The 12,393-nt window shown below is 62.2% G+C and carries 12 protein-coding genes; 7 read left to right on the top strand and 5 right to left on the bottom strand.

The features are described from left to right. Positions 1–504, bottom strand: a complete 504-nt coding sequence (locus AB7Z56_RS28845) for a MarR family winged helix-turn-helix transcriptional regulator (protein ID WP_028149405.1) — start codon at positions 502–504, stop codon at positions 1–3. 290 nt (positions 505–794) lie between these two features. Between AB7Z56_RS28845 and AB7Z56_RS28840 the strand changes: the two genes are divergently transcribed. Genes AB7Z56_RS28840 through AB7Z56_RS28830 form a run of 3 tightly spaced genes read left to right on the top strand, consistent with a single transcriptional unit; the run spans position 795 to position 4,758 of the window. Next, on the top strand, positions 795–3,113 hold the full coding sequence (locus tag AB7Z56_RS28840; protein WP_441256661.1) for a bifunctional salicylyl-CoA 5-hydroxylase/oxidoreductase: 2,319 nt from the start codon (positions 795–797) through the stop codon (positions 3,111–3,113). A 16-nt stretch (positions 3,114–3,129) separates the two neighbouring features. Then, entirely contained in the window at positions 3,130–4,308 is a 1,179-nt protein-coding gene (locus AB7Z56_RS28835) for an acyl-CoA dehydrogenase family protein (protein WP_441256660.1), read from the top strand. Positions 4,309–4,326: 18 nt separating this feature from the next. Further along, positions 4,327–4,758, top strand: a complete 432-nt coding sequence (locus AB7Z56_RS28830; protein WP_441256659.1) for a RidA family protein — start codon at positions 4,327–4,329, stop codon at positions 4,756–4,758. A gap of 50 nt (positions 4,759–4,808) precedes the next feature. Here AB7Z56_RS28830 and AB7Z56_RS28825 read toward each other — a convergent pair whose 3' ends face one another. Next, positions 4,809–5,618: an MBL fold metallo-hydrolase gene (locus AB7Z56_RS28825; RefSeq protein ID WP_441256850.1), complete on the bottom strand. Its 810-nt coding sequence runs from the start codon at positions 5,616–5,618 to the stop codon at positions 4,809–4,811. Positions 5,619–5,669: 51 nt separating this feature from the next. Continuing rightward, positions 5,670–6,038 (bottom strand): nuclear transport factor 2 family protein, encoded by a 369-nt coding sequence (locus AB7Z56_RS28820; protein WP_063984205.1) that lies wholly within the window; start codon positions 6,036–6,038, stop codon positions 5,670–5,672. Between the two features lie 181 nt (positions 6,039–6,219). On the opposite strand from AB7Z56_RS28820, the gene AB7Z56_RS28815 reads away from it, so the two are divergent. Continuing rightward, entirely contained in the window at positions 6,220–7,101 is an 882-nt protein-coding gene (locus AB7Z56_RS28815) for a LysR substrate-binding domain-containing protein (protein ID WP_063984204.1), read from the top strand. A 178-nt stretch (positions 7,102–7,279) separates the two neighbouring features. Here the strand turns inward: AB7Z56_RS28815 and AB7Z56_RS28810 are convergent, their stop codons facing one another. After that, entirely contained in the window at positions 7,280–8,185 is a 906-nt protein-coding gene (locus AB7Z56_RS28810; RefSeq protein ID WP_063984203.1) for a LysR substrate-binding domain-containing protein, read from the bottom strand. Between the two features lie 225 nt (positions 8,186–8,410). On the opposite strand from AB7Z56_RS28810, the gene AB7Z56_RS28805 reads away from it, so the two are divergent. From AB7Z56_RS28805 to AB7Z56_RS28795, 3 genes are all read left to right on the top strand, one after another. Continuing rightward, entirely contained in the window at positions 8,411–9,742 is a 1,332-nt protein-coding gene (locus tag AB7Z56_RS28805; RefSeq protein WP_063984202.1) for a C4-dicarboxylate transporter DctA, read from the top strand. A 27-nt stretch (positions 9,743–9,769) separates the two neighbouring features. After that, a complete protein-coding gene (locus tag AB7Z56_RS28800; protein WP_063986501.1) occupies positions 9,770–10,279 on the top strand; it encodes an ureidoglycolate lyase in 510 nt (169 codons plus the stop codon). Between the two features lie 62 nt (positions 10,280–10,341). Beyond that, positions 10,342–11,178: a bifunctional allantoicase/(S)-ureidoglycine aminohydrolase gene (locus AB7Z56_RS28795; protein WP_063986500.1), complete on the top strand. Its 837-nt coding sequence runs from the start codon at positions 10,342–10,344 to the stop codon at positions 11,176–11,178. A gap of 75 nt (positions 11,179–11,253) precedes the next feature. Here AB7Z56_RS28795 and AB7Z56_RS28790 read toward each other — a convergent pair whose 3' ends face one another. Next, positions 11,254–12,294 (bottom strand): Bug family tripartite tricarboxylate transporter substrate binding protein, encoded by a 1,041-nt coding sequence (locus AB7Z56_RS28790; RefSeq protein ID WP_354177021.1) that lies wholly within the window; start codon positions 12,292–12,294, stop codon positions 11,254–11,256. Positions 12,295–12,393 lie beyond the last annotated feature (99 nt).

The following is a 12,393-nucleotide window of genomic DNA, read 5'->3' as shown; positions in this document are numbered from 1 at the left end:
TCAAGGTTTTTGCAGGGCGTCCCTGACGGCCCCCTTGAGGTCGTCGAGCTCGCCGATCAATCCGTCGAACCGGTCGGCCGGGAAATCCGCCAGCAGCTCGGCAAGCCACGCGCCGTGGCTCTTGGCCATTCGCCTGAAGGTCTTGCGGCCCTCGACCGTCATGCAGACAATCTGCACGCGGCGGTCGAGGTTCGAGGGCGTGCGCGTGATGTATCCGTCCTCGACCAGGCGGTCCACGATCGGCGTGAGGTTCCCGGCCGAGACCATCAGGCGCTTGGGCAATTCTCCCAGCACAAGCCCGCTCGGTTCGCGGTCGAGCTGGGCCAGAACATCGAAGCGGGGCATCGTGAAATCGAACTCTTCGCGAAACCGGCGCCGCAACTCGCCTTCGATCAGGGTCGTGCAGGCGAGCAGCCGGAGCCAGACCCGCGTTTGAGCCCTGTACTCGGCGTCCTGATCCGCCCCATTCTTTGAAACAGGCGTGGACTCCTTCGCGAGTGCCAATCGAATCTCCCGGGCTTGGTGGCCTGACGAAAGCCGGCGCAGCTGTCGTGGTCACTGGCAAGATAGTTCGTGCCAAAAGTAAATTCAAGGCTGCGCCCGAACGGCTCGGAATCGGCGCTGTCGTGTGTCCAATTTACACTGAATCTCCAGATCGACGCCGCGGAGACCAGCCCGTGGGCCGGGTCTTTGCAGAACCGCCTTGACAAGACGCGCGCCGAGGAAATATTTTATGCTTAAAATAATTTGGGTGAAAGCTCGGCACACGGCGCGACGCTCGAAAGCGAGGGATCATGCGCATAGTCTGTATCGGCGGCGGCCCGGCCGGTCTCTATCTGGGCCTGCTGATGAAGCGCCGGCACCCGGAGCATGTCATCACGGTCGTCGAGCGCAACAAGCCCTACGACACGTTCGGCTGGGGCGTCGTGTTCTCGGATGCCATGATGTCCGCGATGCGCCTTGCCGACCCCGAGAGCGCGGCCGAGATCGAGGACGCCTTCAATCACTGGGACGACATCGAGCTCGTCTTCAAGGGGACGCGCCAGCGCACGACGGGCCATGGCTTCATCGGTATCGGGCGCAAGCATCTGCTCAATATTCTTCAGCGGCGCTGTGAAGCGCTGGGTGTCGAGCTCGTCTTCGAGCGCGAGGTCGAATCCGATCTCGAATACCCCGACGCCGACCTGATCGTCGCCTGTGACGGCGTCAATTCCAGGATCCGCGCTCGCTATGCCGAGCAATTCCAGCCCGACATGGTGATCCGGCCCAACCGCTTCATCTGGCTCGGCACCAAGAAGGCGTTCGACGCCTTTACATTTGATTTTCAGAAGACCGAGCACGGCTGGTTCCAGGCGCACATCTACAAGTTTGATGCGGAGACCTCGACCTTCATCGTCGAGACCACGGAAGAAGCCTACAACGCCCACGGGCTTGGCGAGCTCGATCAGCAGGCCTCGGTCGAGTTCTGCGAAAAAATCTTCGCCGAGACGCTCGATGGCGCGAAGCTCCTGACCAATGCGCGCCATCTGCGCGGCTCGGCCTGGCTCAATTTCAGCCGCCTGATCTGCGGCAAATGGAGCGTGTTCAACGGCAAGTCTCATGTCGTGCTGATGGGGGATGCCGCGCACACCGCGCATTTCGCCATCGGATCGGGCACCAAGCTCGCGCTCGACGACGCCATCGAACTCGCCAACCAGTTCGATCGCCATGGTCACGGTCGCGCCGGCATTGAAACCGTGCTGGACGCGTACGAGGAGGTGCGCCGCGTCGATGTGGCGCGCATCCAGAATGCGGCGCGCAACGCCATGGAATGGTTCGAGGTGGTCGGCCACCGCTATGCCGATACGCTCGAGCCGCCGCAATTCTTCTATTCGATGCTGACACGCTCGCAGCGCATCAGTCACGAGAACCTTCGGCTGCGGGATCGTACCTGGCTCGAAGGCTTCGAGCGCTGGTTCGCCGCGCGGTCGGGCATTGCGGTCAAGGATGGCGAGCGAGTGCCGCCACCGATGCTGACACCGCACCGTGTGCGGGGACTGACGCTTGCGAACCGGATCATGGTCTCGCCGATGGCGATGTATTCGGCGCAGGACGGACTCATCGACGACTTCCACATCGCCCATCTCGGCGCGCGCGCCATGGGCGGCGCCGCGCTGGTCTTCGCCGAGATGACCTGCGTCTCGCCGGATGCGCGGATCACGCCGGGCTGCCTCGGGCTCTGGAACGATGCACAGGCGGCGCAGTGGCGCCGCTTGGTCGAGCTCGTCCATGGCGTCGGGCATGCCAAGGTGGGGATTCAGCTCGGCCACGCCGGCCGCAAGGGTGCGACCAGGGTACCCTGGGAAGGGATCGATCAACCGCTGGAGTCGGGGGACTGGCCGCTGATCTCGGCTTCGGCGCTGCCCTATCTGCCCAACAGCCAGTTGCCGCGTGCGATGGACCGCAGCGGCATGGACCGCGTGCGCGACGATTTTGTCGCCGCGACACATCGTGCCGCTGCCGCCGGCGTCGAGTGGCTCGAGCTCCATTGCGCGCACGGTTATCTGCTGTCGAGCTTCCTGTCGCCGCTGACCAACCGGCGCACGGACGAATACGGCGGCAGCCATGAAAACCGCGCGCGCTTTCCGCTGGAGGTGTTCAAGGCGATGCGCGCGGTGTGGCCGTCCGACCGGCCGATGTCGGTGCGCCTGTCCTGCCATGACTGGACCGACGGCGGCAACATGCCGGCCGATGCAGCGGTCTTCGCCGCCATGTTCAAGGAGGCCGGGGCGGACCTGATCGATTGTTCGTCGGGGCAGGTCTGGAAGGACGAGCGGCCGATCTATGGACGCCTGTTCCAGACGCCGTTCGCCGACCTGATCCGCAACGAGGTCGGCATTGAGACCATCGCAGTCGGTGCGATCTCCGAGGCCGATCACGCCAATTCGATTCTCGCGGCCGGCCGCGCCGATCTCTGCGCCATCGCGCGGCCGCACCTTGCCGACCCGGCCTGGACGCTGCACGAAGCCGCGCGCATCGGCATCACCAAGGTCGAGTGGCCGAAGCAGTATCTGTCCGCCAAGGGACAATACGAAACCAATCTGGCGCGCGCCGCGGCTACGGCCGGGCAATGAGCGGAGGAGGGATCAGATGAACTCCACGGCGAAAGTGATCCGGCGCGAATGGCTCGACTGGCCGTTTTTCGAGCCGCGTCATCATGCGATCGGCGAGGCGCTCGACAGCTTCGTGCGGTCGGGGGCTCTCGACACAATCGATCACAATGATGTCGATGGCGCCTGCCGCAAGCTGGTGCGCGCGATGGGCGAGGCGGGGGTGCTCGATTGCGCCGTCGCCGCGCCTGACGGCGATGCGACGACGATCGATTCCCGCTCGATCTGCCTGTCGCGGGAGTCACTGGCCTATGCCGATGGTCTCGCCGATTTCGCCTTCGCCATGCAGGGGCTGGGCTCCGGCGCGATCGCGCTCGGCGGCTCGGCGGACCTGCGCAAGGCCGTGCTGCCGAAAGTTCGCGCCGGCGAATGGCTGGCGGCCTTCGCGCTGTCCGAGAAGGAGGCAGGATCGGACGTCGCGGCGATGTCCTGCACGGCGCGAGCCGACGGCAACGACTACGTTATCGATGGCGAGAAGACCTGGATCTCCAACGGCGGTATTGCCGACGTCTACACGCTGTTTGCGCGAACGGGCGAGGCGCCGGGCGCCCGCGGCATCTCGGCCTTCGTCGTCTTCCCGGATGATCCCGGCTTCGGCATCGCCGACCGCATCGACGTCATCGCGCCGCATCCGCTGGCGACGCTGCGCTTCACCAATTGCCGGATTCCGGCGAGCCGTCGCCTCGGCGCGCCGGGCGGCGGGTTCAAGCTCGCGATGCAGACCCTCGATATCTTCCGTGCATCGGTCGCCGCCGCAGCCCTCGGCTTTGCGCGGCGCGCACTGGACGAAGCGCTGTCGCATGCGCGCAACCGGCACATGTTCGGTGCGACGCTGGGGGATCTCCAGCTGACCCAGGCCGCGCTCGGCGACATGGCGACGGAGACTGACGCCGCCGCGCTGCTGACCTACCGCGCGGCCTGGCGTCGCGACGTCCAGAAGCTTCCGACGACGCGCGAAGCTGCAATGGCGAAGCTGACGGCAACCGAGACCGCGCAGCGCGTCATCGACCGCGCCGTCCAGATGTTCGGCGGCCGCGGCGTGCGCAAGGGTGAGATCGTCGAAAGCCTCTACCGTGAAATCCGCGCGCTGCGCATCTACGAGGGCGCGACCGAGGTCCAGAAACTGATTGTCGCGCGCGATCTCCTGAAGCCGCGCTGAGAGGATTGATAACTCCGCATGAGTACGATGAAAAAGCCAGAGGCCCCCGCGACGAGCGGTCTGCAAGTGCTTCAGCCCAGCGGCTGGCCGCAGCCGAAGGGATATGCCAACGGCATCATGGCCGATGGATGTCTCGTTGTGACGGGTGGTGTCGTCGGCTGGGATATCGCAGGTCGGTTCGCCGACGGGTTTGTCGCGCAGGTTCGGCAGACGCTCGAAAACATCGTTGCGATCCTGGCGGAAGGCGGCGCCCGGCCGGACCATCTCGTGCGCCTGACATGGTATGTCGTCGACATGGATGAATACACCGCGAATCTGAAGGCGCTCGGCAAGGCCTATCGCGAGGTGGTCGGCACCCACTACCCCAGTATGGCGCTCGTGCAGGTGGTGCGCCTCGTCGAGCCATCGGCGCGCGTCGAGATCGAAGCGACTGCCGTCGTCCCGCGCTGACGAGGGCGTGCGCGAAGGTGCTGACGCCCGTCGCGCGGGCTCATGGGCCGCTACGCGACCGGAATGAACGCATATCCTTGCCCTTCTTCGACCACTCTGCCGATGCCTGGTCGACCTAAATGAGCGCCGGCCAGCCACGTCTGCGCATTTGCTGCGTCCCGGAGCAACCTGATCCGGGTAGCACTCGCCACGGCTTCGTCATCGTCATAGGCCCAGGTAAGCTCGGGACGGGCAAACTGTGCGGCGGGAACGTGGATAAGGTCGCCGCAGAACAAGACATCGTTCTCGTCAGTGTTGAGGAGATAACCCATATGGCCCCGAGCGTGCCCAGGTATATCCACCGCCAGTAAATGATCGGCCAGCCGATCTCCACCGTTAACGGGGGCAAGGAGCGAACGAAACTGCTCCAGCACGGGCTCGGCAAGAAACTCCTCGATGGCGTCTGCCCCTATCACGATCTTCCTCAGGCCATTAAATGCTCGTCGACCGTCAGGCATCAGGAGACCATTGACGTGGTCGCCATGAGCATGAGTGAGGGCGATCATCGTGATCGATGACGTGTCGATGCCTGCCTCCGCCATCGCCTCCGCGAGGTGACCCATGGACGGGTCCCAACTCGCGCCCGCTCCACAATCGATCAAGACGCGATCCATGCCAGAGCGATCGAATAGGAAGCAGTTGACCGATAATCGAACCAGCGAAGCGTCCCGCTGAGGCGGTTCGGTCTGCCTGCCTACTTTGTCGTTTGGATACTTGAGGGATTCGGCGGGCAGGTCGACATATCCATCAGAGAGTGACCAAATCCTCCATGATCCCGAAGCGCAGCCCAAGGTGTTGGCGCTTTGTGACAGAGCTTTCACGGACAACCTGACAAGCGTTTGATTCACTTTCTCAAAACGGTACCGAAACCGTCAGAGTTTCGAAGTCATCACTTTCTGAGCGATCTTCCAGGTTCCGTCGACCTTCAAGCACGACAGCATGTCGGTGAAGTAGCGCGGCGGAATTTGCAATTTCAGCTTCAGAAGCGCGAGCTCTCCTTCAACGTCAATCGAGAGGATCTGATCCTGGCGCTCCAGGCCCTGTTGCTTCGGAGCTTTCAAATTACGGACAGCTGCCAGCCACGTCGCAATTGGCGTCACGCTCACGTTGCCATCGTCGCCGACCTTGGTCACGGAACTCGAGGGATGAAATATAGACGCGAATTTGTCAGCATCCATTTCATAGGCACTGTCGAAATAGGTCTGCGCCAGGGAGCGCAAGGCACGAGCATCGGTATCCATAGGCCTGTTATCCATCAGCTTGGGAATGGGAAGAAGCTGCGCGTGGCTGGAAAGCGTGGTCTCCGGCCGAAACCTGCAGAAGGTTGCCTCAAGTCTTCCTTGCTGACCGAACCTAGGACAAAGTAGCTTATGAGGATAGGCGTGCTGGACAACTTGGGCTTATGAGGAATATTCATAAACCATGAGAAACGAACTGAACGAACTCGCTACGTTTGCAATCGTCGCCAGAGAACGGAGCTTTACGCGGGCTGCGGCAAAGATCGGTGTGTCTCAGTCTGCCCTGAGCCACACAATCCGGGGACTTGAGCAACGGCTCGAGCTGCAGCTTCTTGCTCGAACGACCAAGAGCGTCGCACCAACCGCCGCAGGCGCAGCTCTTTTGAAAGAATTGTCTCCGGCACTTGAGCAGATTGCTCGTGCCATCAACGAGGCCCGAAACGTTCGGCACCGGCCGGCAGGCCGCCTTCGGATTGTCATGTCCCGGTCGGCTGCCGTGATGGTATTGTTGCCGCGGCTCACGGCATTCGCGGAAGCTTACCCCGACATCGTTCTTGACGTTGTTACCGTCACTGGCCCCGTCGACCTCGTTGCGGGTGAGTTCGACGCCGGTATTCAACTTGGCGAGTACATTCAGAAAGACATGATCGCGGTGCGGGTCACCCAGGAGTTGAGATTGGCGGTGGTCGGATCGCCCGGCTATTTTTCATCACGAAGCATTCCCCGGAAACCCAAGGATCTAAATGACCATCGATGCATAAGCCTGCGTCTTCCGGGCGGTCCATACAGGTGGGAATTCGAGAAGGGACGGAAGGCGGTCACGGTCGGCGTGAATGGCCCGCTCATCATCGATGATACCCACCTGGTGATTCAGGCGGCACTCGCTGGCGCCGGCCTGGGGCTCGCATTTGAAGAGCAGGTCGCAGAGCATGTTGCGAAACGTCGCCTTATCCGTGTGCTGGAAGATTGGACGCCGCCAATTCCCGGCTTCTTCATGTATTACCCCAGTCGTCAGCATCAGCCGGCTGCGCTGTCTGCATTGACGAACGTGCTGCGAGCCTCTTAACCACAATTCGACGCGACGAACTGTATGGTGGCACCGTCGCTGAAATCGAATCCGAACGCCATCAGGGCCCGCGTGGGTCGCGATGCAGCAGTCGACAATCCGTCGAGCGTTCAACGCCGGGATGTCCGGAAGCCACCCAGACCCGACCGCCGATGGCGACGACGACCGTCGTGCTCTTTCAGGAGGCTTGCCTCGGGCTTTTGCGGTGGCTTAGGTACCGAACGGCCAATTTGATGAAATTGCGCACGACCATCGACGTCTCATCCTCTCGGAACACCAAAAACACATCGGCCGAGGGTGGTGAGGGTCTGATGGGCCGGAATACAATGTCGGCTGTCGTGAAGCGCGCAATGGACTGCGGCACCAGTGCCACGCCGAAGCCCGCCACGATCAGGCTCGGAATCGACTGGGCGTCGACGACCTGCTGGGATACCCGCGGCAAAAAGCCGGCATCGACACAGCATTTCTGGATGTAGCGTGCGAACTCCGAGCTATTGGGGTCGAGGACGATGTGATCCTCCGATGCTAGTTCGCTAAGCGCAACGCGCTTGCGCCCGGCCAACGGGTGCGCGTGCGGCAGTGCGAGGACCACCTCTTCCCGCCAAGCAAGCTTGCTGGTCAGGCCGTGTTCGGTCGGAACGCTGCGAATAAGACAAATGTTGGTCGTGCGGTTGAGGAGTGCTGCGATCTGCAATGCAGGCGCCTGCTCATGCACCGTGGTTTTCACCGATGGAGCAACCTTTCGGTAGGCGGCAAGCAGTTCCGCCAGCCGACCGCGCAAGATGGAGCCGGTCGCACCAACGTCAAGCGTGCCGATAAGGCCGGCGCCGATCGACTGAACTTCGTCTTCCGCGAGCTTGATCTGCTGGAGAATGGCACGACCTCTGCCCAGCAGGGCTTCACCGGCCTTAGTCAGTTCGACCCTTCGGCTGGTCCTGTGGAGAAGCTGCGTCTTGAGCTCGGCCTCCAGCGTCTGGATGTGCTGGCTCAGCGGTGGTTGGGAAAGGTTCAGTCGCCGAGCGGCGAGGGTGAAGCTGCGCTCTTCGGCGACGGCGATGAAATATCGGAGCTGGCGGAGATCCATTTGGAAAACCTATCAATCGTGTCGTTCTATATATTGGACTTGAGATCCGCGATGGTCAACGAATGCCCGACGGAGCCCTCTGCGAGCCGGGCGCGGTCCGCGATCACGGGCAAGCGCGCTCCATTGTGCGTACGACGACACGTCACCATCAAACAACAAGATAGGCGGAGGCCTGAAGGCCCACCAAGCCGCGTCAGTCGAAGACCAGCCAAGCGAGGAAAAGCCGTGCCCAAGATCTTCAAGTCACTCTTCTTCCAGGTCGTCATTGCGCTCATGCTGGGCATCGCCCTCGGCATGGCTAATCCCGACCTCGCCCTTCAGATGAAGCCGCTCGGCGACGGCTTCATCAAGCTGATCAAGATGCTGGTGCCTGTGATCGTGTTCTGCGTCGTCGTGCACGGTATCGCCGCGGCGGGAGACCTGTCGAAGGTTGGAAGGGTCGGCATCCGCTCTCTCCTGTATTTCGAGATCGTCACCACCGTCGCACTGGTGTTCGGCATTGGGCTTGCCTACTATTTCGAGCCGGGCGCAGGAATGAACATCGACCCGAAGACGCTCGACGCCAAGGCCCTTAGCGGGTTCAGCCAAACCGCGGCTCAGGTCGCGGGAGGCGGCGTCTCCGAATTCCTGATGAAGCTCATCCCCTCGACGATTGTGGGGGCCTTCAGCTCCGGCGACGTCCTGCAGGTGCTGATCGTCTCGATCATGTTCGGCTGCGCCGTGTCCTTGTGCGGCGAGCGAGCGAAGCCGGTCGTCGAGTTCATCGAGCGCGTGAACGAGATCATCTTCAAGATGATGAATTTCGTCGTCCGGCTCGCGCCGATCGGCGTCTTCGGTGCCATCGCCTTCACGGTCGGGAAGTACGGTGTTGGTTCGCTCAAGCAACTCGGCGGGCTCGTCGGCCTGTTCTATCTGGCCGTGGTCCTGTTTGTGATCGTGGTGCTCGGCGCGATCATGCGACTGTCCGGCTTCAGCCTGTTCAAGTTGCTCGCCTACTTGCGCGAAGAGTTGATGATCGTTCTCGGCACCGCCGCAGGTGACAGCGTTCTGCCGCAAACCATGCGAAAGCTCGAGCAGCTCGGCATCAAGCGGTCGACGGTTGGTCTCGTTATACCGACCGGATACTCGTTCAATCTGGACGCGTTCTCCATCTACTTGACGCTGGCCGCAGTCTTCATCGCACAGGCGACCAACACGCCGCTTGCGACAGGCGATCTCCTCGCCATCCTTGGCATCGCGTTGCTCACCTCGAAGGGCGCGCACGGCGTTCCGGGCTCGGCCATCGTCGTGCTCGCCGCGACGCTTGCCGCTATCCCGGCCATTCCGGCGATTGGCCTTGTGCTCATCCTGTCGGTCGACTGGTTCATCGGCATTGCCCGCGCCCTCGGCAATTATGTCGGAAACTGCGTTGCCACCGTCGTCGTCGCGTCCTGGGAAGGCGACATCGACAGGGCAAAGGCGCATCGTATCCTGAACGGCGAGATTGATCCCTCAAGTGAGGGGCTGGTCGATGCCGTCGGCGGAGATGAGCCCGTCCCGAGTGCACAGACGGCGTGAAACGCGAGTGTTGGTTGGAATATGGCGATGCTGACGCTTTCGATTGAGCGTCTAACGAGGAAGGCATTTGCGCCGTTTGGCGAGGTCGTCGATACGGATGGGTTGACGCCCCTGCCGATCAACGAAGGCTTTGCCCGGCGCTTCAACGATCTCGCCACGATCGACGTCACCGCGGAAGGCGGACAGATCAACATCAGTTGGTTTGTCGCCTCCACCCGGCCTGCGCCGATCGCGATCCGGCTGATGGAGCGCCATCCGCTTGGAAGTCAATTGTTCATGCCCTTGAACCGCAAGGACTGGCTGATCGTCGTCTGCACGGATCCGCATATCGCCTCGACCTATCGGGCCTTCGCTGCAACGGGATACCAGGGCGTAAACTATGCCCGCAACTGCTGGCACCATCCGCTGCTTGTTCTGGAAGACTCCAGTCCGTTCTTCGTCGTCGACCGGAAGGGCGGGGGCGACAATCTTGAGGAATATTGGCTGGAAGAGATGGTGCAGCTCGATTTTGCGCCGGACAGCATTCTCGGGAAATGACGTGCGGCAAGCAGAGCCGCGCAATGACATACCACACGGGAAACCTATCGGAGGCCATGACCATGCGATCGCAAACCTATCACGTGCCGCAGGGCGGCCATCCGGCCCAGACGGAGCTCTTGAGCGGCCGGGCGGTCTTCACGAACGCATATGCGGTCATACCCGGCGGTGTGCAGCGCGATATCGTCGTCAGCCATCTGCCGCATTGGGATAACACGCGTGTCTGGGTGCTGGCGCGACCGCTCTCCGGATTCGCCGAGACATTTTCCCATTATCTTATGGAGGTGGCACCGGGTGGGGGAAGTGAGCTGCCGGAGCCGGACAAGGATGCCGAAGGCGCGCTGTTCGTCGCGGGTGGCAAATTGAGCCTCGAGGTGGCGGACAAGGAGCGGGAGCTGCGACCCGGGGGCTTTGCCTATCTTCCACCCGGCCGCGGCTGGAGCATTCGCAATCGCAGCTCGAGCCCCGCTCATTTTCATTGGATCCGCAAGCTATATCAGGGCGTACCGGGGCTTGCTCACCCCGACGTCATCGTGACCAACGAGGACTCGGTCGCACCGACGCTAATGCCAGATACGGATGGGAGATGGAGGACCACACGCTTCATCGATCCGGCCGATATCCGATATGACATGCACATCAATATTGTCACGTTCGAGCCGGGCGCATCTATTCCCTTCACAGAGACCCATGTCATGGAGCACGGTCTTTACGTTTTGGAGGGCAAGGCCGTCTACCGGCTCAACCAGGACTGGGTCGAGGTCGAGGCAGGAGATTTTATGTGGCTGCGGGCGTTCTGTCCGCAGGCGTGCTACGCCGGGGGCCCAGGTCGGTTCCGTTATCTCCTCTATAAGGATGTCAACCGGCACATGGATCTGCGGCCCTTCACGGCAGCGTAAGTTGGAGGCGCTTTTTGGCGAGCTATCGCGGACGGATCATCCGGACGATGCTGATAATTGCACAAAAGCTCGGGGTTACATCGGCTCGATGCCGATCTTCTTGATGACCGCAGCCCATTTCGTCGTTTCCGATGTCATGAAATCCTTCAGGCCTTGTGGGTCCATCACCATGGGCTCGGCGCCTTGCTCGACGAAGAGGGCGCGCACCTTCGGATCGTTCACGGCTTCCGCCATCGCCGCATAGAGCCTGTTGAGCACGGCCTTGCCTGTGCTCGCGGGCGCGAGCAGAGCAAGCCAAGCGGCGCTCTCGTAATTCTTGAGGCCCGCCTCCGCCGCGGTCGGCACATCCGGCAGCGCGGTCATGCGCTTGTCGCTGGCCACCGCGAGCGGGCGTGCATCGCCGCTCTTGATCAGGCTGATGACGTTCGGCAAGAGCTGGAAGCCAAGCGGGACCTGGCCCGCGATGAAGTCCGGCGTGTAGGCGGCGATATTGCGATAGGGAACGTGCGTGATCTCGGTGCCCGTGAGCTGCTCGAAATAGGCGGCCGCCAGATGCTGCGACGAGCCGACGCCGACCGTTCCGTAGTTCAGCTCCCGCGGATGCGCCTTGGCATAGTCGATCAGCTCGTTCAGTGATTTCGGTGGCAGCCTCGAATTGATCACGATGACATTCGGCAGCGTCGCGAACAGGCCGATGGGGACGAGATCCTTCTGCGGATCGTAGGGCAGCTCCTTGTACAGCGATTTGTTCGCGGCCAGCGGACCGGAGGTGCTCATAAGCAGCGTGTAGCCGTCGGGTGCTGCATGCGCCGCAGCAGCGGTGCCGATATTGCCGCCGGCGCCGGGACGATTGTCAACCACGAAGGCCTGCCCTAGCGACATGGACATGCGGTTGAGCAGGATGCGGGTGATGACGTCGCTGGCGCTGCCGCCGGCGAAGGGCACAAGCACCTGGACCGGGCGGGTCGGATAGTCTTGCGCGTTTGCATGCCGCATTCCCGTTGCTGCGAGCAGGGCGCCACCACCGAGCGTGAGCAGCGACCTCCGGTCAGGACGAAATCCCTCGCTCTCCTGGTGAGCGCCATCTGTGATCTTGCTGCGACCGAACCGTGCCATCTCGGACTGAATCTCCCGACTGTGTCTTGTTCTGCGAGCCCAGGGAGCGTCCGGGACGGGAGTCGTCGGGGATGAGCGCCAGGTCGCGTTTTTCTGCGC

This window comes from Bradyrhizobium sp. 482_C4_N1_8, assembly GCF_052075965.1.
Lineage (GTDB): Bacteria > Pseudomonadota > Alphaproteobacteria > Rhizobiales > Xanthobacteraceae > Bradyrhizobium > Bradyrhizobium barranii.
The sequence above is the reverse complement of the archived record's forward strand: the minus strand, read 5'-3'. Positions and strand labels throughout refer to the sequence as shown.

Bases quoted from the DNA above. Each gene is read 5' to 3' on its own strand.
- AB7Z56_RS28830 (WP_441256659.1), top strand. From the start codon at position 4,327: ATGAGTACGATGAAAAAGCCAGAGGCCCCCGCGACGAGCGGTCTGCAA.
- AB7Z56_RS28795 (WP_063986500.1), top strand. From the start codon at position 10,342: ATGCGATCGCAAACCTATCACGTGCCGCAGGGCGGCCATCCGGCCCAG.
- AB7Z56_RS28800 (WP_063986501.1), top strand. From the start codon at position 9,770: ATGCTGACGCTTTCGATTGAGCGTCTAACGAGGAAGGCATTTGCGCCG.
- AB7Z56_RS28790 (WP_354177021.1), bottom strand. From the start codon at position 12,294: ATGGCACGGTTCGGTCGCAGCAAGATCACAGATGGCGCTCACCAGGAG.
- AB7Z56_RS28815 (WP_063984204.1), top strand. From the start codon at position 6,220: ATGAGAAACGAACTGAACGAACTCGCTACGTTTGCAATCGTCGCCAGA.
- AB7Z56_RS28840 (WP_441256661.1), top strand. From the start codon at position 795: ATGCGCATAGTCTGTATCGGCGGCGGCCCGGCCGGTCTCTATCTGGGC.
- AB7Z56_RS28835 (WP_441256660.1), top strand. From the start codon at position 3,130: ATGAACTCCACGGCGAAAGTGATCCGGCGCGAATGGCTCGACTGGCCG.
- AB7Z56_RS28820 (WP_063984205.1), bottom strand. From the start codon at position 6,038: ATGGATACCGATGCTCGTGCCTTGCGCTCCCTGGCGCAGACCTATTTC.
- AB7Z56_RS28810 (WP_063984203.1), bottom strand. From the start codon at position 8,185: ATGGATCTCCGCCAGCTCCGATATTTCATCGCCGTCGCCGAAGAGCGC.